21 protein-coding genes are annotated in these 19,864 nt (G+C 71.4%); 10 read left to right on the forward strand and 11 right to left on the reverse strand.

All coding sequences use genetic code 11. The features are described from left to right. Positions 1 to 117: 117 nt before the first annotated feature. From AB0M82_RS33055 to AB0M82_RS33065, 3 genes are read right to left on the reverse strand one after another with little or no spacing between them, the layout of a single operon-like run. The gene (locus tag AB0M82_RS33055; protein ID WP_364730381.1) at positions 118 to 918 is read right to left on the reverse strand and encodes a DNA-formamidopyrimidine glycosylase family protein; all 801 of its coding nucleotides are present in this window, start codon (positions 916 to 918) and stop codon (positions 118 to 120) included. A gap of 17 nt (positions 919 to 935) precedes the next feature. Beyond that, the gene (locus AB0M82_RS33060) at positions 936 to 1,367 is read right to left on the reverse strand and encodes a DUF1801 domain-containing protein (RefSeq protein ID WP_364730384.1); all 432 of its coding nucleotides are present in this window, start codon (positions 1,365 to 1,367) and stop codon (positions 936 to 938) included. 31 nt (positions 1,368 to 1,398) lie between these two features. Then, positions 1,399 to 2,025 (reverse strand): glyoxalase, encoded by a 627-nt coding sequence (locus AB0M82_RS33065; protein WP_364730386.1) that lies wholly within the window; start codon positions 2,023 to 2,025, stop codon positions 1,399 to 1,401. Between the two features lie 95 nt (positions 2,026 to 2,120). On the opposite strand from AB0M82_RS33065, the gene AB0M82_RS33070 reads away from it, so the two are divergent. From AB0M82_RS33070 to AB0M82_RS33090, 5 genes are all read left to right on the forward strand, one after another. Further along, on the forward strand, positions 2,121 to 3,167 hold the full coding sequence (locus tag AB0M82_RS33070; protein ID WP_364730388.1) for a GNAT family N-acetyltransferase: 1,047 nt from the start codon (positions 2,121 to 2,123) through the stop codon (positions 3,165 to 3,167). Between the two features lie 149 nt (positions 3,168 to 3,316). Next, positions 3,317 to 4,108, forward strand: a complete 792-nt coding sequence (locus AB0M82_RS33075) for a GNAT family N-acetyltransferase (protein ID WP_364730390.1) — start codon at positions 3,317 to 3,319, stop codon at positions 4,106 to 4,108. Next, positions 4,108 to 4,332 (forward strand): translation initiation factor IF-1, encoded by a 225-nt coding sequence (gene infA / locus AB0M82_RS33080; protein WP_364730393.1) that lies wholly within the window; start codon positions 4,108 to 4,110, stop codon positions 4,330 to 4,332. The genes AB0M82_RS33075 and infA overlap by 1 nt, the downstream gene beginning before the upstream one ends. Positions 4,333 to 4,475: 143 nt before the next feature. Beyond that, complete coding sequence (locus AB0M82_RS33085; RefSeq protein WP_364730396.1) at positions 4,476 to 4,871, forward strand: DUF4260 family protein; 396 nt, start codon at positions 4,476 to 4,478, stop codon at positions 4,869 to 4,871. Next, positions 4,864 to 5,361, forward strand: a complete 498-nt coding sequence (locus AB0M82_RS33090) for a TetR/AcrR family transcriptional regulator (protein ID WP_364730399.1) — start codon at positions 4,864 to 4,866, stop codon at positions 5,359 to 5,361. The genes AB0M82_RS33085 and AB0M82_RS33090 overlap by 8 nt, the downstream gene beginning before the upstream one ends. Before the next feature lie 335 nt (positions 5,362 to 5,696). On the opposite strand, the gene AB0M82_RS33095 is transcribed toward AB0M82_RS33090, so the two are convergent. After that, positions 5,697 to 6,392, reverse strand: a complete 696-nt coding sequence (locus AB0M82_RS33095; RefSeq protein ID WP_364730402.1) for a dienelactone hydrolase family protein — start codon at positions 6,390 to 6,392, stop codon at positions 5,697 to 5,699. A 74-nt stretch (positions 6,393 to 6,466) separates the two neighbouring features. Between AB0M82_RS33095 and AB0M82_RS33100 the strand changes: the two genes are divergently transcribed. Next, positions 6,467 to 7,819 (forward strand): TrpB-like pyridoxal phosphate-dependent enzyme, encoded by a 1,353-nt coding sequence (locus AB0M82_RS33100; RefSeq protein ID WP_364730404.1) that lies wholly within the window; start codon positions 6,467 to 6,469, stop codon positions 7,817 to 7,819. A 63-nt stretch (positions 7,820 to 7,882) separates the two neighbouring features. On the opposite strand, the gene AB0M82_RS33105 is transcribed toward AB0M82_RS33100, so the two are convergent. Continuing rightward, entirely contained in the window at positions 7,883 to 9,160 is a 1,278-nt protein-coding gene (locus AB0M82_RS33105; protein WP_364730407.1) for a diguanylate cyclase, read from the reverse strand. A gap of 208 nt (positions 9,161 to 9,368) precedes the next feature. Here AB0M82_RS33105 and AB0M82_RS33110 point away from each other — a divergent pair, with 208 nt between their 5' ends. Next, positions 9,369 to 9,626, forward strand: coding sequence for a hypothetical protein (locus AB0M82_RS33110; RefSeq protein WP_364730410.1), 258 nt, complete (start codon positions 9,369 to 9,371; stop codon positions 9,624 to 9,626). 34 nt (positions 9,627 to 9,660) lie between these two features. Here AB0M82_RS33110 and AB0M82_RS33115 read toward each other — a convergent pair whose 3' ends face one another. The 3 genes from AB0M82_RS33115 to araD form a co-directional block, all read right to left on the reverse strand. Then, the gene (locus tag AB0M82_RS33115) at positions 9,661 to 10,860 is read right to left on the reverse strand and encodes an MFS transporter (RefSeq protein WP_364730413.1); all 1,200 of its coding nucleotides are present in this window, start codon (positions 10,858 to 10,860) and stop codon (positions 9,661 to 9,663) included. A 73-nt stretch (positions 10,861 to 10,933) separates the two neighbouring features. Then, positions 10,934 to 12,721: a VanW family protein gene (locus AB0M82_RS33120; protein WP_364730416.1), complete on the reverse strand. Its 1,788-nt coding sequence runs from the start codon at positions 12,719 to 12,721 to the stop codon at positions 10,934 to 10,936. A gap of 129 nt (positions 12,722 to 12,850) precedes the next feature. After that, on the reverse strand, positions 12,851 to 14,578 hold the full coding sequence (gene araD, locus AB0M82_RS33125) for an L-arabinonate dehydratase (protein WP_364730419.1): 1,728 nt from the start codon (positions 14,576 to 14,578) through the stop codon (positions 12,851 to 12,853). 76 nt (positions 14,579 to 14,654) lie between these two features. On the opposite strand from araD, the gene AB0M82_RS33130 reads away from it, so the two are divergent. Genes AB0M82_RS33130 through AB0M82_RS33140 form a run of 3 tightly spaced genes read left to right on the forward strand, consistent with a single transcriptional unit; the run spans position 14,655 to position 16,804 of the window. Beyond that, a complete protein-coding gene (locus AB0M82_RS33130; RefSeq protein WP_364730422.1) occupies positions 14,655 to 15,308 on the forward strand; it encodes a GntR family transcriptional regulator in 654 nt (217 codons plus the stop codon). Next, entirely contained in the window at positions 15,305 to 15,808 is a 504-nt protein-coding gene (locus tag AB0M82_RS33135; protein WP_364730425.1) for a metallophosphoesterase, read from the forward strand. Before AB0M82_RS33130 ends, AB0M82_RS33135 begins: the two co-directional genes overlap by 4 nt. A gap of 9 nt (positions 15,809 to 15,817) precedes the next feature. Then, entirely contained in the window at positions 15,818 to 16,804 is a 987-nt protein-coding gene (locus AB0M82_RS33140) for a PHP domain-containing protein (RefSeq protein WP_364730428.1), read from the forward strand. A 101-nt stretch (positions 16,805 to 16,905) separates the two neighbouring features. On the opposite strand, the gene AB0M82_RS33145 is transcribed toward AB0M82_RS33140, so the two are convergent. The 3 genes from AB0M82_RS33145 to AB0M82_RS33155 all read right to left on the reverse strand — a co-directional run bounded on the left by AB0M82_RS33145 (position 16,906) and on the right by AB0M82_RS33155 (position 19,775). Continuing rightward, the gene (locus AB0M82_RS33145; protein ID WP_364730430.1) at positions 16,906 to 17,751 is read right to left on the reverse strand and encodes a chitosanase; all 846 of its coding nucleotides are present in this window, start codon (positions 17,749 to 17,751) and stop codon (positions 16,906 to 16,908) included. Between the two features lie 163 nt (positions 17,752 to 17,914). Further along, entirely contained in the window at positions 17,915 to 18,505 is a 591-nt protein-coding gene (locus AB0M82_RS33150) for a TetR family transcriptional regulator (RefSeq protein ID WP_364730433.1), read from the reverse strand. Positions 18,506 to 18,605: 100 nt separating this feature from the next. Continuing rightward, entirely contained in the window at positions 18,606 to 19,775 is a 1,170-nt protein-coding gene (locus AB0M82_RS33155) for a saccharopine dehydrogenase NADP-binding domain-containing protein (RefSeq protein ID WP_364730436.1), read from the reverse strand. Positions 19,776 to 19,864 lie beyond the last annotated feature (89 nt).

A 19,864-nucleotide genomic window follows, 5' to 3' on the forward strand; every position in this document is an offset into this window, starting at 1 on the left:
TTCGCTACGCGCGGTGGCGGCTCAGAACTTCCTCAATGTGCCATTCACGGCCGTGGGCGAGGACCTGAAACGGGTCAATCGGGCAGCAGCCACCCTTCGCCGAGAGGCGCGGTCGCGCTATCCGGCCTGCTCCTTCGTGCACCACCAGGTCGACCGGCCGCCGACGGTGCCGTGGACCATTTCCGCGCCGCAGCGCGGGCAGTGGTCGCCGGCGCGGCGGTGCCCGATGATCTCGCCCGTGTGCACGCCGCCGTGCTTGATCGCGGCGCGCAGGGCTTTCCGGAGCGACCGGTGGAGGTGCGCGAGGTTGTCGTCGTCCAGTTCGTTCACCGGGCGGGCCGGGCTGATCGCGGCCTGCCACAGGGTTTCGTCGGCCAGCAGGTTCCCGATCCCGGCCAGCACGGACTGGTCCAGCAGCCGCGCCTTCACCGGCGCCCGCCCGCGGCCGACGCGGGCGCGGAAGTCCCGGCGCGACACCTCCCCGGCGTCCGGGCCGAGCGCGTCGAGATCGGGGTCGAGCCGCACCCGGCTGAGCCGCCGCGTGTCGAAGAGCCGCAGCCGTTCGCCGTCGGCGAAGGTGATCCCGAACCGGAACCATTCGGGTTTCTCTTCGCGCCCGCGGAACCGCCGCGGCCCGGGCGGTCCGCTCTCGCCCCCGAACCGCAGCTGCCCGGCCATCCCGAGGTGCAGGCCGAGGTGCGGCCCGGGCCGGCCGTCACCGCCTTCGGTTTCGCACCACAGTGTCTTGCCCCGCCGGTGCGCTTCGGTGAGCCGCCCGCCCCGCAGCGCGGCGCCGATGTCCTCGGGCGCGTGCGGACGGCAGACCCAGTCGTCGTGGTCGTCGACGTCCCGGATCTTCCGGCCGAGGGCGCCGGCGAGCACCTGGCGGGCGAGTTCCACTTCGGGGAGTTCCGGCACGGAACCAGTCTGCCGACTCAGCTCACCGCTTGCCGGACGAGTGCGGCGATGCGCGCCTCGACCTCGGGCGTGACTTCGGTCAGGGCGTAGCTCGTCGCCCACATCGAGCCTTCGTCCAGGCCGGCCGGGTCGTTGAACCCGAGCGTGGCGTAGCGGGCCTTGAACTTGGACCGGGGCTGGAAGAAGCAGACGTTCTTGCCGTTCAGCGCGTAGGCGGGCATCCCGTACCAGAGCTTCGGCGCGAGCACCGGGGCGTTGGCCTTGACGATCGCGTGGACGCGTTCGGCCATGACCCGGTCGGTGTCCGGCATCTCGGCGATCTTGGCGAGGACGTCCCGCTCCGCTTCGGCGGCGTCGTTCCCCCGCCGCGCCGCCTTCTTCACTTCCCGGGCGTGGTCCTTCATCGCGGCCCGTTCCTCGGCCGTGAATCCTTCGTACGTGCTGGTCATGACATGGTCCTTCGCGGTGGCTGGAGAACGATCAGGACAGGTGCGCCGACGCGGTGGTCTCCCAGGCGAAACCGTCCGGGTCGGTGAACGGCTCGGCCGCGCCGCCGACCGCGATCCGGTGCGAACCGGTGCCGTCGGGGGCGACGCCGGCGTCCTTGGCGAGGGCGCGGCGCCGGTACAGCGCCAGCTTGACCGGGCTCGACCCGGCTTCGAACTCGACGTACACGCGCCCGAAGCTCTTCCCGACGGTCAGGCCGTGGTCGAGGTAGAACTTCTTGCTCGCGGCCACGTCGGCGACGCCCAGCAGGAGCACGAGGGCGTCGAACTTCCGGGTGACCGGGCCCGTGTTCTTCTTGGCCGAGGTCGCGATCTTCCAGATCGTCCCGTCCGGAGCCCGCACGCTGCCGCCGTAGCCCCACAGGGACTTCGTGACGGGCTTGAGCGTGGTGGCCCCGGCGTCGAGGGCGGTGCCGATCAGCGAATCGACGTCGGCCGGCTGGGCGACCGTGAGGGAGAGGGTGAACCCGCGGAAGCCGGTGCTCGGCTCCTGCGAGGCGCGGAAACGCAGCTGGGTGTCCAGCCCGAAGGCGGCGGAGTAGAAGCGTTCGGCGGCGGCGGGGTCGGCCACCTCGAGGGTGATGCTTTCGATTGAGGTCATGGCGGTAACGCTAGATCCGGCCCCTGACCGGCGCTTCTCGATTCCTGATCGGTCTGCCCCCGGTATGTTCGTGACCGGGGAGGGGAGGAAGGCGCGTGACGAGGGGTCTGGTGATCGAGCGGTTCGACCCGCGGCGAGCCACGGAGGCGGATCTCGCGGGCTACCACGACGTGGTGGCGGCGAGCGAGGCGACCGATCGGCCGGGGGAGCCGGGGCTGCCGTTCGAGGAGCTGGCCGGCCGGCTGACCAGACCGCTGCCCGGCCTGGGCCCGGCGGCGCACTGGGTGGGGTACCGCGAGCACGAATTCGTCGCGGTCGCCGAGGCGCGCTTCCTCGAGGACGAGAACAGCGGGATCGGCCTCACCGAGATCAGCGTCCACCCCGGGCATCGTTGCGTGGGGATCGGCACGGCGATGCTCCGCGCGGTGGTGCCGGAGCTGAGGGCGAGGAGCCGCGAGGTCGTCGAAGGCTGGCAGGTGGTCGCCGGCTCCGCCGGCCAGCGGTGGGCCGAGGCGTGGGGTTTCCGGCCGGTCCGCACGATCGCCAGGCAGGCCCTCGTCGTCGCGGAGGCCGACCGGTCGGCGTGGGACGTCGCGGTGCCAGCGGGCTACCGGCCACGCCGGTGGTCCGGTGCCGCGCCGGACGACGTCGTCGCGTCCTACGCCCGTGCGCGCGGCGCGATCCACGACGCTCCACTGGGACAGTCGGGCTACCGGTGGCCGGAGTGGACGGTGGACCGGGTGCGCGCCGCCGAGGCCGGCTTCCGGGAGCAGGGGATCGAACAGCAGGTCGTCGTCGCGATCCACGAGGCGAGCGGCGACGTCGCCGGGTTCACCGAGGTGTGCGTGCACCCGCGCCGGCCGGACTGGGCTTACCAGCGGGACACCGCGGTGCTCGCCGCGCACCGGGGCCACGGTCTGGGCCGTTGCGTCAAGGCGCACATGGCGCGGTGGCTGGTCGCGGAGCGGCCCGCGCTGCAGCGGATCAGCACGACGACCGGTGCCGAGAACACGCACATGATCCGCGTCAACCACGCGGTCGGCTACACGACGCAGCGAAGCATGATCGCCGTCCAGGAGGATCTCGCCGCGCTGGAAGCCCGGCTCGCGGAAAAGACTTGGACGGGGCGGCGTTCGCCCTGATAGCTTGCCGAAGATCGTGACCGGCTGGTGGAGGTGAGACCCATGAACGTTGTATCGAGGTGGGTGCTCCCCCTTGTCGTCACGGTCGGGCGTCTGACGTAGCGGTCGCCGGGAGCGCCTCGAGCAGGCAATCCCGAAAGGCGACACTCATGGATTCTGTGCATTACACCCCGGCCGAGCGGGCGGTGGTGATCACGCGGGTGGCGGAGCTGCACTGGCACGCTCTGGAAGACGACCGCGTGGTCGGCCGCGGCGAAGCCTCCCCCCGGCCCGACGGCCGGATCTTCCTCAGCATCGACGCCTGGCACGACGTGGTGTTCGAACGCCTCGCCGAGGCGATGCTGCCCGCGCTGCCGAGGCCGCTGTACACAGTGGTCGACGAGGAGGACGTCGAGCTGACGTCCCAGTGGCGGCGAGCCGGCTTCGCGACCCGGCGCCGCGAGTGGGAATACCTCGTCCCCACCGACCCGCGGACCACCGGACTCGGTGCTGTCCTCCCGCCTCCTGGCGTGACGATCGTGCCGGTCGGCGAGGCCGACGACGGCCTCTTGCGCGAACTGGACCGCGTGATTCGCGACGAGGTCGAGGCCACCGTCGGATGGCAGGAGATGCCGGCGGAGGTGGTGCCTCGCCCGGACGGCGTGACGGTGCTGGACCCGTCGAAGTACGCGGCGGCGGTCGAGGCCGGGCACTACGTCGGGTACGTCCGGCTCGCGCAGGTGATCCGCCAGCCGCGGATCGGGCTGATCGCCGTCCGGGACGGCGTCCGCCGCCGCGGCATCGCTCGCGCGCTGCTGGCCGAGGCGCTGGGTTCGTTGCACCGCAACGGAACCGGAACGGCGTCGGCCGAAGTGAACGAGGCGAACGGTGCGGCCCTCGCGCTGTTCGACCGCGTCGGCGCCCGGCGTGCGGGCAGCAACCTCGAACTGGTGGTGCGCTGATGGCCACGAGCGCGGGGGGTATCGAGGTGGAGGGCACCGTGACCGAGTGCCTTCGCAACGCCACGTTCCGGGTGGAGCTCGAGAACGGGCACAAGGTGCTCGCGCACATCAGCGGGAAGATCCGGAAGAACTACATCAAGATCCTGCCGTTCGACCGGGTGCTGGTGGAGCTCAGCCCGTACGACCTGTCTCGTGGCCGGATCCTCTTCCGCTACCGCACGTAGTGCTTGCCTCCGCGCCGTCGCCAGGGCCACCGGGCCTGGCGGCGGCACCGCGGGGTTTGGCCGGCGGGAGTAACCCGACTTGACGGCTAATGCTGTTAGCCGTAGGGTCAGGCTAACGCTGTTAGCCACAACCGGGGGTCCCCGTGTCCGTCGTCGAAGCGCCCGCTCGCCAGATCGCCAAGCGGGTGGCCTGGGCCGCCTTGGCGGTGTTCTTGCTGGCATTCATCGTGCTCGAGGTGATCAACCACGGCGGCCCGGCACTGGTCGCCGCGCTCCTGTTGCTGATCGCGCCCGACCTGACGATGTTCATCGGCGCCGGCGCGGCCGGCGACGGCAAGCTGTCGCCGAAAGCCGTGCCCTGGTACAACTTCATGCACCGTCCGTGGATCCCGCTGGCCGTCCTGGCCGGCTACAGCGCCGGCGGCCTGGGGGACTGGGTACCGCTGTTCACGGCGGGCCTCGGCTGGCTCGCGCACATCGCGCTGGATCGGGCCTTCGGCTACGGCCTGCGTGCGCGCGACGGGAGCAGGCGTGTCTGAACGGACCGGCCAGATCGTCGACGCGGCACGCGTGCTGATCGACGAAGGCGGCTCCGCGGCGCTGACCATGCGGGCGCTCGGCGAACGGCTGGGCATCCGCGCGCCGTCTCTCTACAAGCACTTCCCGGACAAGGGTGCGGTCGAAGCACAGGTGATCACGTTCGCCATGCGGGAGCTGGCGAGCGCGCTGGAACAAGCCGGCTCGTTGGCCGAGCTCGCGGCGACCTATCGTGCCTACGCGCTCGCGCATCCCCATCTCTACCGGCTGATGAACTCCGGACCGCTCCCTCGTCACCTGCTGCCGCCCGGCGTCGAGGAAGCGACCGCGCTGCCGCTGGTGCGCGCTGTCGGCGGCGAGCTGGACCGGGCGCGCGCCGTCTGGGCGTTCGCGCACGGCATGGTCATCCTCGAACTCGACGGCCGGTTCCCGCCCGACGCCGATCTCGACAGCGCGTGGCGCACCGGACTGGCGGCGTTCGCCGATCGGTGACCGGAACCGACCCGGGCGGGCGCCGATCCGGGGCTGGGCCGTGTCACGGCCGTGATCACCGCACCGCAGGCTGTCCCCATGCGAACTGGGGTCTTTCCGCGCTGGCTGGCGCATCCGCTGACGGTCGGTGCCACCGCGGTGCTGCTGCTCAACGACCACGTGTTCAAACAGGCGTGGCCGGGACTCGTCACCGGCAAGCTCAGTGACGTGGCCGGACTGGTGGTGACCCCGCCGGCGCTCGGGCTGCTGCTCGGCTTGTTCCTGGCTGGTGGGCCGGCCGCGACCCGGTCCCGTGGCCGGCTCCGAAGGTATGGGGGCCGCCGGAGCCGCCGCCTTCACGCAGGTAGGTGCACCCGCAGGAAGGCCGTCGTGAGGTCCCACGCCCTGGCTGCCGCCTCCGGGTGGTGGAACATCGGGGCCACGTTGTTGTGGAACGCGTGCCCCGCCTCCTCCTGCACGTGGATCTCCGCCCCGGCGTGCGCGGCCACCGCGGCCTCGACCACAGCCACGTCCGAACGCGGGATGTACGGGTCCTGCCCGCCGAAGTGGAACTGAATGGGGCACGTGATCGTCGCCAGTTCGCCGACCTGGGCGGGCACCGTCGAGCCGTAGAACGAAACCGCCACGTCCGGATCACCCGCGGCCGCCGCCGCGAAGGCCAGCGATCCGCCCAGGCAAAACCCCAGCACCCCGACGCCGCCGGTCACCGAGGGCGAGGTGCGGAGGTGGGACACCGTCGCCAGGACATCCGAAAGCCCCAGAGCCGGATCGAACGAACCTACGACTTCCACCGACGCCGCGACGCCCGCTTCGTCGTGTGTGGACGACCAGCCCGGCGACGTCCGCCAGAACAGCTCCGGCACGGCCACCACGTAACCCGACGACGCCAGGTCCTCGGCGACCGAGCGCAGGTAGTCGTCCAAGCCGAAGATCTCCTGGATCAGCACCAGGCCCGGGCCGCGGCCGGACGGGGGGAGCCACACCGGCAGGTCCACCGTGCCGTCCGCCAGGGAGAGTCGGTTCGTCGTCATGGCCTCACCGTAGCCACTTCGGCTGGCTCCGCGACCGGGCGCGTCCTAGGTTGGAGACCGACCAAGGAGGCGCGATGGCTGAACGGACCAAGTACATCCTGGACGAAGCCGATCTCCCCACCCGGTGGTACAACGTCATCCCCGATCTGCCCGAGCCGCCGCCCCCGCCGCTGCACCCCGGCACCCGCGAGCCGGTCGGTCCGGACGACCTGGCCCCGCTGTTCCCGCAGGCGCTCATCGCGCAGGAGGTGACGACGGATCGCTATGTCGACATCCCGGCGGAGGTCCTGGAGGTCTACCGGCTCTGGCGCCCGTCGCCGCTGTTCCGCGCGCGCCGGCTGGAGAAGGCGCTGGGCACCCCCGCGCGGATCTACTACAAGTACGAGGGCGTCAGCCCGGTCGGTTCCCACAAGCCGAACACCGCCGTGCCACAGGCGTTCTACAACGCGCAGGAGGGTGTCACCCGCCTGACCACCGAGACCGGCGCCGGCCAGTGGGGCAGCGCCCTCGCCTTCGCCTGCGCCCAGTTCGGGCTCGAGTGCGAGGTCTGGCAGGTGCGGGCGTCCTACGACCAGAAGCCCTACCGCAAGCTCATGATGGAGGTGTTCGGCGCGACCGTGCACCCCAGCCCGTCCGAGCTGACCGAGTCCGGCAAGGCCATCCTCGCCGAGCACCCCGACTCGACGGGCAGCCTCGGCATCGCGATCAGCGAGGCCGTCGAGCAGGCGGCGCAGGACCCGGACACGCGGTACGCGCTCGGCAGCGTCCTCAACCACGTGCTGCTGCACCAGACGATCATCGGCGAGGAGGCGCTGAAGCAGTTCGAGCTGGCCGGCGACACCCCCGACCTGCTGGTCGGCTGCACCGGCGGCGGCTCGAACTTCGGCGGGCTCGCCTTCCCGTTCCTGCGGGAGAAGCTGGCCGGCCGGATGGACCCGGTGATCCGCGCGGTCGAGCCGGCCGCGTGCCCGTCGCTGACGCGCGGGAAGTACGCCTACGACTTCGGTGACACCGCCGGGCTCACGCCGTTGCTGAAGATGCACACGCTCGGCCACGACTTCATCCCCGACCCGATCCACGCGGGCGGCCTGCGCTACCACGGGATGTCGCCGCTGATTTCGCACATCTACGAGCTCGGCCTGATCGAGGCGATGGCCGTCGGGCAGCAGGAATGCTTCTCGGCGGGCGTCCGGTTCGCCCGCGCGGAAGGCATCATCCCCGCGCCGGAGCCGGCGCACGCGCTCGCCGCGTGCGTCCAGGAAGCGTTGCGGTGCAAGGAGACCGGCGAGGAGAAGGTGATCCTCACGGCACTGTGCGGGCACGCCCACCTCGACCTGCCCGCCTACGGCGCGTACCTCGCCGGCGACATGGTGGACAACGAGCTGTCCGCGGCCACGCTCGAGCAATCCCTGGCCACGCTGCCATAAGCCGTGAATGTCGCATTGAGGGACTTCAAGTCCCTCAATGCGACATTCACGGACTTGGGGCGCTCACAGCACGTCGGGGACCTCCGGGCGGGTCAGTTCGGCGCGCGTCTCCGCCAGGACCACGCGGTCCCGGCCCGCCGCCTTCGCCGCGAACGCCGCATCGTCGGCCGCCTGCAACAGGATCGTGTACTCCGTCGCCGTTTCCGGGTACACCGCCGCGCCGATGGACGCCGTCAGGCCGCTGATCACCTCGGGTTTGCCCGGGCGGATCACCGGCACCGGCACCTCGATCCGGGCGATCGCCGTCCGGATCCGGTCCGCGACGGACGCGATCTCCGTGCTGGTCGTGCCCGGGAGCAGCACCACGAACTCGTCGCCGCCGAAGCGGCCGACGTAGTCGCCGCCGCGCACCGAACTCTGGATCGCGGTGGCGACCGCGCGCAGCACCTCGTCGCCGGCCAGGTGGCCGTTGCCGTCGTCGATGGCCTTGAAGTGGTCGATGTCGATCATCAGCACGCCCGCGGTCGACGACAGTTCCGCCGCGCGGGCCAGTTCGCTGCGGGCCAGCTGGACCCAGAACTCCGGAGCGAGCAGCGCGGTCTTGGAGTCCGTGCGCGCGGCGGCCTGGAACTGCGGCAGCAGCAGGCCGATGTGCAGCGCCACCGGCGTCACCATGAGCACCGGCAGCAGCCACGGCCGGACCGTCATCACCAGCGCGATACCGCAGCCGACGCCGACCGCGGCCAGCACGATCAGCACGTCGGACGGGTTGCCGAACGCCTGCCGCGGCGGCTTGCCCGGGTTGCTCATCAGGATCGCCAGGATCACCAGCACGTAGTTGAGTCCGAAGTAGACGATCCCGGACACCAGCAGCGCGGTCATCCCGCCGAACCCGTCCAGGTAGGGCACGTACGGCGCGACCTGGCCGCCGGTGCCGAAGGACAGCACGACGCCGGCCGCGGTGCCGGCCAGGATCACGGTGGCGCCGGAGAACACTTTCCGGTGAACCACGCCACGCCGCTTGTACACGCGGACCCACGAATGGGCGTAACTGACGACGATGACGAGAGTGGCCAGCGGCGGGGGCAGCAGGAGCAGACCGGCGAAGATCCAGATCGACTGCAGGTGCATGTGCGGCCTGCCGTCGGCGGCCAGCTCCCGGATCCGCTCGATGCGTTGCGCCGCTTCGAGGTGCACGATCTCGCCGGCCAGGAGCAGGCCGCACCACAGCAGCGACTGGGTCGTGATCGGCACCAGCGCGGTCGTCGCGAGGACCGCGATCAGGGCCAGCGCGTCGACGACGAGGACATAGCCGAGCACCGGAGTGGCCAGCTTCCACATCGCCCACGTACGGAGACCCGATCGTGGACGTTCTGAGCTGGGCTTTCGCCCTTGGGACCCGGACAATCCCACGAAACGCCCTTCTGTCAGGACGGAACTCTTCGCGGAGATCGTCACTGTAATCGAATGACCGCAGTGTGTCACTAGGCCGGTCAGGCTACCGTTCGGTCACGCGCTGTGCACAATCCCTCACAAATCAGGAGAAATCATGTCGCACTTCCTGCCCAACGCCAACATCGTCCCGTCCCGCCGCCGCGCGCAGCGGCCGACCGACTGGACCCGTCAGCTCCCGACCGACTGGACCCGCGCGATCCCGACCGACTGGACCACGCGGCAGCTGCCGACCGACTGGACGACGCGTCAGATGCCGACCGACTGGACGCCACGTGAGATGCCGACCGACTGGACCCGCCCCGGCGTCTCGTCACCGCTGCCCGCGTGCCCGACCGATTGGACCCGGTTCTGACCGACCCCCGGTGACCGGTACCCGGGGGGACCGGTCACCGGGAGTCCGGCTGCGCTCGCCGCCACAGCCTCGCCGCGCCCCAAGCGGCCGGCACGCCCAGCGCCCCGGCCGCGGCGACGACGACGTGCGGGGCGGCGCGTTCGGCCGCCAACCCGGCCAGCACCACGCCGAGGCCCTGCGACACCCGCAGGGCGGTCAGCGCGAAACCGAACGCCTGCGCGCGCTGGGCGTCCGGCGTCAGCTGGACGAACGTCGTGTTGGCGATCAGGTTGTACGAGCTCGCGACGCCGGACAGCGTGAGCAGCGCGAGCGTGCCTTCGAGGTTGGGCCGCAGTGCACAACCCAGCAGGGCCGCGCACGCCAGCATCGCGAGTGGCCCCAGCAACCGGCCGCGCCGCGACGGCGGGATCCGCGACAGCGCGACCATGCCCAGCACGCTGCCCAGCGCGTACGCCCCGAGCAGCAGCCCGACCACCACCGCGCCACCGCCGAGTTCGGCCGCGTACGGCGCGGCGATCGCCTCGCCCGCGATGTAGATGCCGGACACGCAGCCGAGCGCGACCAGCGCGAGCCGTCGCCGGTCGCCGACGACCACGGTCCAGCCCGCCCGCACGTGCCGCCACCACCGGATCCCCGGTTCCGCCCGCGGCGCCCAGGCCTGCACGCCGACGAGCAGGAACAGCGCGGACACCGCGAAGCTGGCCGCGTCCGCGAGCAGGGCGCCACCGGTGCCGAGGGTCGCCACGAGCAGCCCGCCGAGCGCGAACCCGGCGACCTGGCCCACCTGCACGAGCATCATCAGGAGGCCCAACCCCGGCACGAACGCCTCGCCCGGCAGGACCTGCGGCAGCAGCGCGGCCCGCGCCGAGCTCCACACCGGGTTGAACAGCTGGACACCGATCAGCAGCGCGGCCACCGCCGGCAGCGGCAGGCCGGGGGCGGCCATCGCCGTCACGCCCAGCGCGCGCAGGACGTCCGCCGTGACCATCACCGTCCGCGGCGGGTACCGGTCGGCCAGGCCGGACAGCAGCGGCCCGCCGACGAGGTCCGGGAGGAAGGTCAGCGCGTACGTCAACGCCGCCCAGGCCGGTGAGTTCGTGCGGTCGTAGACCAGGATCGACAACGCGACCCGGGCCAGCTGGTCACCGGTGACCGACACGAGCTGGGCCGAGAACAGGGCCCGGAACTCGGTCACCGCGAGGACGTCCCGGAACCCTGCCGCACGTGCCGTCATGCCGCCTCCGGTGACTCGCCGGAAGCACTCAGGGTACCGCGACGGACGCGCTGCGTGAACGCCCGTTAGGAGGTCACTGGCCTTCGCCGCAGGTGATTTTCGGCTGCGGGTTGTAGTGGACGGTCCGGGTCGAGCGGCTGACCTCGCGGCCGGTCGCGACGTCCTTGAGCACACGGGTGTCGGTGGTCGTGAACCCGGGTGCGCCGTTCGAGGCGTGGCAGTTCTCGGCGGGGCCCGGCTTGGCCTGCGGGTCGCTCGGGTTCGAGCGGCCGCCGGGGATCGACTCGACGGTGTACCGCTTGGTGCCCCACAGCTTCACGGTGATCGACGACGGCGACCAGATCGCCTGGATCGCGATGCCGGTCGGCGAGTCGTTGGTGAACTTGAGGTCGATCACGCTGGAGCCGTTGGGGTTCTGGAACACCGTCGCCTCGCGCGCGGCGGGGTAGCGGCTGATGTAGTAGCTGTGTTCCTTGTGCCCGGCGTCCTTCATGCCCGCGAAGTACGACGCGTTGTACAGCGTCGTCGCGAACTGCGAGATGCCGCCGCCGACTTCGCGCCCGGGGGCGCCGTCCTTGATCACGCCCGCCTCGACGTAGCCCTGCGCGGTGCCGCGCGGGCCGGTGAACCCGTTGAGGCTGAAGGTTTCGCCCGGCTTGACGATCGCGCCGTTCACCTTCTGCGCGACGACGCGGATGTTGACACCGGATTCGGGCGCGAAGCCGCCGGTGGTGAACTCGCCGACGACCTCCTTGACGCCGAGCTGGTTCGCCTGCTCGGTGGTCACCTTGGCCGGACTGACCTTGTAGACGGCCGGAACTTCGCGGCCGTCGGTCTTCTTCAGCACGTCGGGCAGCGGCTTGAGGCTCGGGTCCCAGTCGATCGTGCGGCCGTCGGTGGACGGGTCGACCGTGGGCTTGCCGCCTTCGAAGACGACGGTCGCCTCCTTGCCCTCCTTTTCGGTGGACTTCAGCTGCGGCTTGGCGGCCTCGGCGATCTTGGCGTTGTCGATCTTCGGCGTCAGCCCGCCGCCGTCGGCGGGCTCGAACGTGATCGCCGCGGCGATCGCTTCCGGCTTCACCGTGGCGTCCTTGCCCTCGCCCTTGATCAGCAGCGGGCCCGAAACGGCGGGCCGCGCGAACTGCTCCAGCGCGGTCTGGACGCTTTCGGGCGTGGTGCGGACCGGCGTGCTGGTCACCGGCAGCGCCAGGGTTTCGCCGCGCGCCCAGTGCTCGACGACGGCGGCGATCGCGCCCGGGACGTCGAGCTTCTGCCCGGCCTTCGGCGGCACGGCGACCGGGTTCGCGCCCTCGAACTTCACGGTGCCCTCGACCGGGTCGCGGTCGACCTGGCCGCGCAGCGACTCCAGCGCGGCGGCGAGCTTCGCGTCCTCGGCGTGGCTGACGACGCCGACCTCGCGGCTGGAAAACACCGACGAGAGCCGGGTGAACGGGTTGATCGGCTGCTCGCCGGCCTGGTCGAGGGTCTGCGCCCAGTCGAGGTGCAGCCCGGCGACCGTCGGCGACAGCGTGCCCCGGACGTCGCCCGCGGTCACGGCCAGCGGGCGCGTCAGCCGCGGCTCGATCTGCCCGCGCAGCTCCTGCTCGGCGGCGTTGCGGTCCATCCCGCCGACGTCGACGCCGGCCACGGTCACGCCGCGCGGGACACTGCCCTGGCTGACCAGCAGGTCGATCCCGTAGACCGCGACGAGCAGGCCGAAGACGCCGCCCGCGACCATGCCGGCCTTGCGCAGGTTCGGCTTCTTTCCGGGAGGGGTGCCCGGGTCCGGCTCGGGCCGGACGACCGGCAGGACGTCGGTCTGCTCACCGTGTGACTCGGGCCAGCGCGGTTCGTACGGCAACTCTCCACCCCTTCAACGCGGCACCGGATCGCGCCGGTGACGGGCCCAGCGTACGGGGCACCCGGACAAGCCGTACGACTCGCCCTAACGGGGGATCAATCGGGCATGGAACGGTCGATCGGGGCAACCTCAGCCGGCGTCGGGCTCCGGGTTGTGGCCCGCCCGGGCCAGGAAATCGAAGTCGCAGCCTTCGTCCGCCTGCGTGATGTGATCGCTGTAGAGCGCGCCGTAACCCCGCTCGAACCGCGGCGCGGGCGGCGTCCACTCCGCACGGCGGCACTCCAGCTCCTCATCGGACACATCGAGGTGCAACGCCCGGCGAGGCACGTCCAGGGTGATCAGGTCGCCGTCGCGGACGAGCGCCAGCGGGCCGCCCACGTGCGATTCCGGCGCCACGTGCAGCACGCACGCGCCGTAGCTGGTGCCGCTCATCCGCGCGTCGGAGATCCGGACCATGTCCCGGACGCCCTGCTTCACGAGGTGGTCCGGGATCGGCAGCATCCCGTACTCGGGCATGCCGGGGCCGCCGAGCGGGCCGGAGCCGCGCAGCACCAGGACCGAGTCCGCGGTGATCGCGGGATCGTCGATCCGCTTCTTGAGATCCGAGTAGTTCTCGAAGACCACGGCCGGGCCGGTGTGCGTGAGCAGGTGCGGCTCGGCGGCGATGTGCTTGATCACCGCGCCCGACGGCGCCAGGTTTCCCCGCAGCACGGCGACCCCGCCCTCGGCGGCGAGCGGGTTGTCCCGCGGCCGGATGACGTCGTCGTTGTGCACCAGCGCCGTTTCGAGGTTCTCGCCGAGGGTGCGGCCGGTGACCGTGAGCCGCTCGGTGTGCAGCAGGTCGGTCAGCCGCGACAGCAGCCCGGGCAGGCCGCCGGCGTAGTAGAAGTCCTCCATCAGCCAGTCGCCGCCGGGGCGGAGGTTCGCCAGCACCGGCACGCGCCGCGCGATCGCGTCGAAGTCGGCGAGGCTCACCGGGATCCCGCTGCGCCCGGCCATCGCGATCAGGTGGATGACGGCGTTGGTCGAGCCGCCGAGGGCGAGCACGGTGGTGATCGCGTCGGCGTAGGCCCGCTTGTCGAGCACCCGCGCGACGGTGAGGTCCTCCCAGACCATCCCGACGATCCGGGCGCCGCTCGCCGCGGCCATCCGGTGGTGCGCCGAGTCGACGGCGGGGATCGACGCGGCGCCCGGCAGGGTCATGCCGAGCACCTCGGCGGCCGACGTCATCGTCGACGCCGTCCCCATCGTCATGCAGTGGCCGGGGGAGCGGGCCAGCCCACGCTCCAGTTCGGACAGTTCGGCGTCGCCGATCAGCCCGGCGCGCCGGTCGTCCCAGTACTTCCACATGTCGGTGCCGCTGCCGAGGACCTCGTCGCGCCAGTGCCCGCGCAGCATCGGCCCGGCCGGCACGAAGATGGCGGGCAGGCCCGCGCTGGCCGCGCCCATCAGCAGCGCGGGGGTGGTCTTGTCGCAACCGCCCATCAGGACGGCGCCGTCGATCGGGTAGGACCGCAGGATCTCCTCGGTCTCCATCGCCAGCAGGTTGCGGTAGAGCATCGGGGTCGGTTTCTGGTAGGTCTCCGACAGCGTGGCCACCGGGAACTCCAGCGGGAAGCCGCCGGCCTGCCAGACGCCGCGCTTGACCTGCTCGGCGCGTTCCCGCAGGTGCATGTGGCAGGGGTTGATGTCCGACCAGGTGTTGAGGATGCCGATGACCGGCTTGCCGAGGTGCTCTTCCGGGTTGTAGCCCAGCTGACGGCTGCGGGCTCGGTGGCTGAAGTTGCGCAGCTCGTCGCCGCCGAACCACCGGTGGCTGCGGAGCTCCTCGGGCTTCTTGCGGGGACCCAGTTCCATGCGATCCAGTATGGCATCTGATATATGATCTCGCGGGCCTGGTTGAATGGCTCCGACACGACCGAGGGAGTGCGCCATGACCGGGACGTTCAGCCTGCCCGCCTCCCGGACCGAAGTGGTCCTGGAGGAGATCCGCCGCGGCATCCTGACCCGGGAGCTCGTCCCCGGCCAGCCCCTCGTCGAAGCGGAGCTGGCCGCGCGGCTGGGCGTGTCGAAGACGCCCGTGCGCGAGGCGCTCAAGGTGCTGTCCAACTCGGGACTGGTGACGTTCAGCCCGTACAAGGGCGCCTCCGTGGTCAGGGTCGACGCCGAGCTCGCGAAGTCCGTCTACGACGTGCGGATGATCCTGGAACCCGAGGCCGTCCGGCGGACCGTCGAGCTGCGCGACCCCGAGCTGCTCGACGACGCGGCGGAGGCGCTGAAGGAGGCGTCCGTGGCGATCGCGGACAAGGACCAGGCCGCGCTCAGCCTGCTGAACCGCCGGTTCCACCGCGCCCTCTACCGCGGCTGCGGCAACCCCCTGCTGGTCAGCATCCTCGACGACCTCAAGGACCGCGCGGCGCTGATCAGCGTCGTCGGCTGGGAGGCCAACCCCAGCTGGAAGAAGGAGTGGAACGAGCACAAGGCGGTGCTCGCGGCGGCCAAGAAGGGTGACGCCGTCGGCGCCGCGTCGCTGCTGCGCGACCACATCGGCGGGTTCCTGGAACGGGTGCTGAAGGCCATCGGATGAAGCTGCTGCTCATCTCGGACACCCACCTCCCGGCGCGGGCCCGCGCGCTGCCGGAGCAGGTGTGGGCCGAGGTCGAGGCCGCGGACGTCGTCGTGCACGCCGGCGACTGGGTCGACGTCACCCTCCTGGACGAACTGGAAGAGCGCGGCAAGCGGCTGATCGGGGTCTACGGCAACAACGACGGCCCCGCGCTGCGGGCGCGGCTGCCGGAGATCGCCCGGGCCGACCTCGGCGGCGTGCGCCTGGCCGTGATCCACGAGACCGGCGCGAAGCAGGGCCGCGAGCAGCGGTGCGACGCGCTGTTCCCGGACACGGACGTGCTGGTCTTCGGGCACAGCCACATCCCGTGGGACACGGTGACCCCGGCGGGGCTGCGGTTGCTCAACCCGGGTTCGCCGACGGACCGGCGGCGTCAGCCGTTCTGCACCTACCAGACGGCGCGGATCTCGGAGGGTGCGCTGACGGACGTCGAGCTGCACGAACTGCCCCGGAGGGGGTAGACAAGGCTTATGGATCCGGCATGGGCGTTGCGGGAGATCGCGTTCCAGCTCGAACGCGCTGGTGAGCCGACGTACCGCGTGCGCGCGTTCCGGAACGCGGCCGCGACCGTCGACAAGACCGCCCCCGAGCAGCTGGCGCAGATGGCCGAGAACGGCACGCTCACCTCGTTGCCCGGCGTCGGGAAGGCCACCGCCGGTGTCATCGAGGACGCGCTGGCCGGCCGGGACCCGGCCTACCGGTCGAAGATCGTCGAGAAGAAGCTGCCGGACGGCGAACCGCTGCGGTCGGCGCTGCGCGGCGACTGCCACACCCACTCCGACTGGTCCGACGGCGGCAGCTCGATCGGCGAAATGGCCGTCGCGGGCCGCGAGGTCGGGCACGAGTGGATGGTGCTGACCGACCATTCGCCGCGGCTGACCGTCGCGAACGGGCTCTCCCCGGACCGGCTGCGGACCCAGATACAGATCGTCGCGAAGGCCAACGAGCTGATGGCACCGTTCCGGCTGCTGCAGGGCATCGAGGTCGACATCCTCGACGACGGCTCCCTCGACCAGGAAGAGGACCTGCTCGGGGAGCTGGACTTCGTCGTCGCGAGCGTGCACTCGAAGCTGCGGATGCCGTCCCGGGACATGACGCGGCGGATGCTCGCGGCGGTCCGGAACCCGCACGTCCGGGTACTGGGGCACTGCACCGGCCGGCTGGTCGTCGGCCGCGGCCGTCCCGAGTCGGAGTTCGACGCCGAAGCCGTGTTCACCGCGTGCCGGGAGAACGGCGTGGCGGTGGAGATCAACGCGCGGCCGGAGCGGCTCGACCCGCCGATGCGGTTGCTGCGCCTGGCCGCGGAGATCGGTTGCGAGTTCGCCATCGACAGCGACGCGCACGCCCCCGGCCAGCTCGACTGGCAGGGGTACGGCTGCGAGCGCGCGATCAAGGCCGGCATCGGCCCGGAGCGGATCATCAACACCCGCACGGTCGACGAGCTCCTGGCCCGCTGACCCCAAACGCCCCAATGTGGCATTGGGTGCGTCTGACGCACCCAATGTGGCGTTGGGTGCGTCCAGCGCACCGAACGCCACATTGGGGCGCATGAGCCGGGTCAGTTGATGGTGTACGAGTCCCCGTAGACCTTCCACTTCAGCGGGGTGTGCAGGTCGAAGTTGCCCGCGTTGAGGAACACCAGCTGCTCGGTGTCGACGCGGGAGGTGTCGGCGTGCGCCTCCTCCTGCTTCATGATCACCTTGCGGGCGGCGAAGAACGCCTTGAGGTAGGTCGTCTCGTCGCCGCCCTGCGCCGGCGTCTTCGCCTTCTTCATCGCCGCCTTGCGGATGCCGCCGAAGCTGTCGGAGCTGTTGCCGGGGCCGTGCATGACGATGGCGTCGTAGTAGGCGAACTGGCCGAGGTTGCTCAGGCCGTCCGACTTCCCCTGGTTCACCGACGGGTTGAAGTAGACGCGGTCGCGCTCGCTGTTCTGCGCTTTCTGGAACGCGGTGGTGGCCGCGGCCTGCTTCCACGCGCTTTCGAACGCCGAGCCGAGCCCGCTGTGCGAGTCGGTGCCGTTCACCTTCCGCAGCGCGGGGAGGAACTTCGCGAGCGGGTTGTCCGGGACGGCGTCGGTGTACGCCTCGACGAGCTCGAGCATGTCGCCGGTGCCGGAGCAGAAGCCGATGATGCCCGCGGTGTACCCGCGGCCGTCACCGATGTCCTCGATGTACTTGTACTGCGCTTTCCAGTCCAGGGAGGAGTTTTCCGCGCTGGAGACCAGCTTCATCGCGATCTCCTTCTTGGCCGGGGCCGAAAGGTCCCCGACGGCGCGCGCGGACGCGCTGTTCGCGGCCAGTGGCGCGGGTGCCGCCGAAGACAGGGCCGGGGTGGTGATCACGAGGGCGGCGACGGAGGCCGCGCCGAGCGCGCCGATCAGGACCGGCCGCAACTTCTTGCTCATGGAAACCCTTTCCGCGGAACTCGCCGTGCGGAGGCACGGCTCGGGTATGGGTGGTGCTGCGGCGTAGCGCCACGGTAGCGAAGGGTGAAGGGCTCCACAAGAGGCGGAAGTCGTTCATGTTCGTGAACGGTCTGGACCATGCCCGGCGGTCCTCTGTGGACGGTCAGCGCACCCCGGCGAAGAGGCGGATGACGTCCGGCAGCACGTTCACCGGGACCGTCGGGTCGATCGCGCGCTGGACGCCGAGCCCGATGCCGAGGCCGAGCAACGCCGTCGCGGCGTCGTCGGCCGGCATCGGGAGCGTGATGTCGAACCGCTCGGCGTAGCCGGTGAGCAGGCCGGCGATGGTGGCGCGGATCGTCTTGTCCCGCGCGGCCAGTTCGGCGCGCACGTGCGGGTCGCGCCGGGCGTTCGTGGCGAACTCGACCTCCAGCGCGGTCCACGCCTCGTCGCCGATGCTGCGTTCGGCCCAGGCCTGGAACGCCATCAGCAGTCCCTCGACCCCTTCGTCGCCGGACAGGGCCTCGGCGACCAGGGCGACCTGCTCGTCGTGGATCCGGTCGAGCACGGCGAGGCAGAGCTCGTCCTTGTTGCGGAAGTTCGAGTACACCGCGCCCTTCGAGTACCCGGCCTCGTCGGCGACCTTCTCCAGCGACGTCACCGAGTAGCCGTCGCGCAGGAAGAGCGGCCTGGCGGTCTCGATCAGCTGCTCGCGGGTGCGCGCCTGGCTTTCCGCGCGGGTGAGTCGGGCCATGGGGTGCACTCTAGCGAGGCATCGGGATATCGACGGTATTGAGATGCTGCTAGGCCGCGCTGAGCAGGTCCACAGTGGACGCCCACGCGACGGGGGTGACTCACAGCGTCGCGAAGCGCAGGCCCGCCTTCGTGAGCCGGTCGACGAGCGCGCCGCCCATCGCCGTCGCCGTGGTCACCTGGCCCGACGTCTCCGGGAGGTCGTCGGTCGCCAGGCACAACGCCGACTCCGCCAGCATCTTCGCCGTCTCGTCGTAGCCGGGGTCGCCGCCCGACACCTCCGTCACCACCCGCGAGCCGCCGCCTTCGCCGAGGAACCGCACCGAAAACCACGAACGCGCGCGTCGCTCGAAGCTCGGGCCGTCGCCGGGCGCGAGCCGCCGCGAAAGCGCTCGCCGGGCCGGCGGGAGCTGCGCCGCGGCCAGCAGCGCGCCCGCCCCGGCCACGCCGCCCACCAGCACCGGCAGGTGCCTGACCGCGGCGAAGTGGCGGTAGGTGAAGTCCGGCCCGTACCGCTCGGAGGCGGCCGCGGACCGCCGGACGATCTCGGGGTCGATCGTCGGCAGCGGCACCGCCCACCAGCCGGGGCCGGGGACCCGGTGCGGCCGCCCGAGCGCGGCGCGCGCGAACCGCCCGGCCGGCCGCGGCTCGGCCGCCGCTCGCTCGCGAGCCACGCGGGCGCCGGCCGGCAGCCGCGACATGATGGTCAGCGCGCTGAGGACCGTGCCACCCGAGGGCATCCCGCTCGCGCGGACGTAGCCGTCGACCCGCAGCGGCACGCCTTCGGGCAGCTGCCGCACGGTGAACCACACGCCGAGGTCGTGCGGGATCGAGTCGAACCCGCACGCGTGCACCAGCCGCGCCCCCGTCTCGCGGGCGCGCCGGTCGTGCGCCAGGTACATCCGGTCGACGAACTCGGACTCGCCGGTGAGGTCGACGTAGTCGGTGCCCGCTTCGGCGCACGCCGCCACCAGCGGCTCGCCCTGGGCCAGGTACGGGCCGACGGTCGTGATCACCACCTTCGCCGCTTCGGCGACGGCCCGCAGCGACGCGGGATCGCCCGAGTCGGCGACGAGCAGATCGAGCGAGGCGAACCGCTCGTCGATCTCCGCGAGCCGCGCCCGGACGGCTTCGAGCTTGCCGCGGTTGCGCCCGGCCAGCGCCCAGCGCAGGTCCGCGGGCGCGTGGCGGGCCAGATATTCGGCGGTCAGGCCGCCGGTGAACCCGGTGGCGCCGAACAGGACCACGGCGTACTCGCGCTCCTCGGGCATCTTTCCTCCTGGCGGGCGTCGACGGCGGACGCGCTCAGGTTACCCGCCGGTCACTTCGATACCGCGGCTCTGATGCGCCCCAATGTGGC

This window comes from Amycolatopsis sp. NPDC051128 (assembly GCF_040682715.1).
In the GTDB taxonomy this organism is placed as follows: domain Bacteria; phylum Actinomycetota; class Actinomycetes; order Mycobacteriales; family Pseudonocardiaceae; genus Amycolatopsis.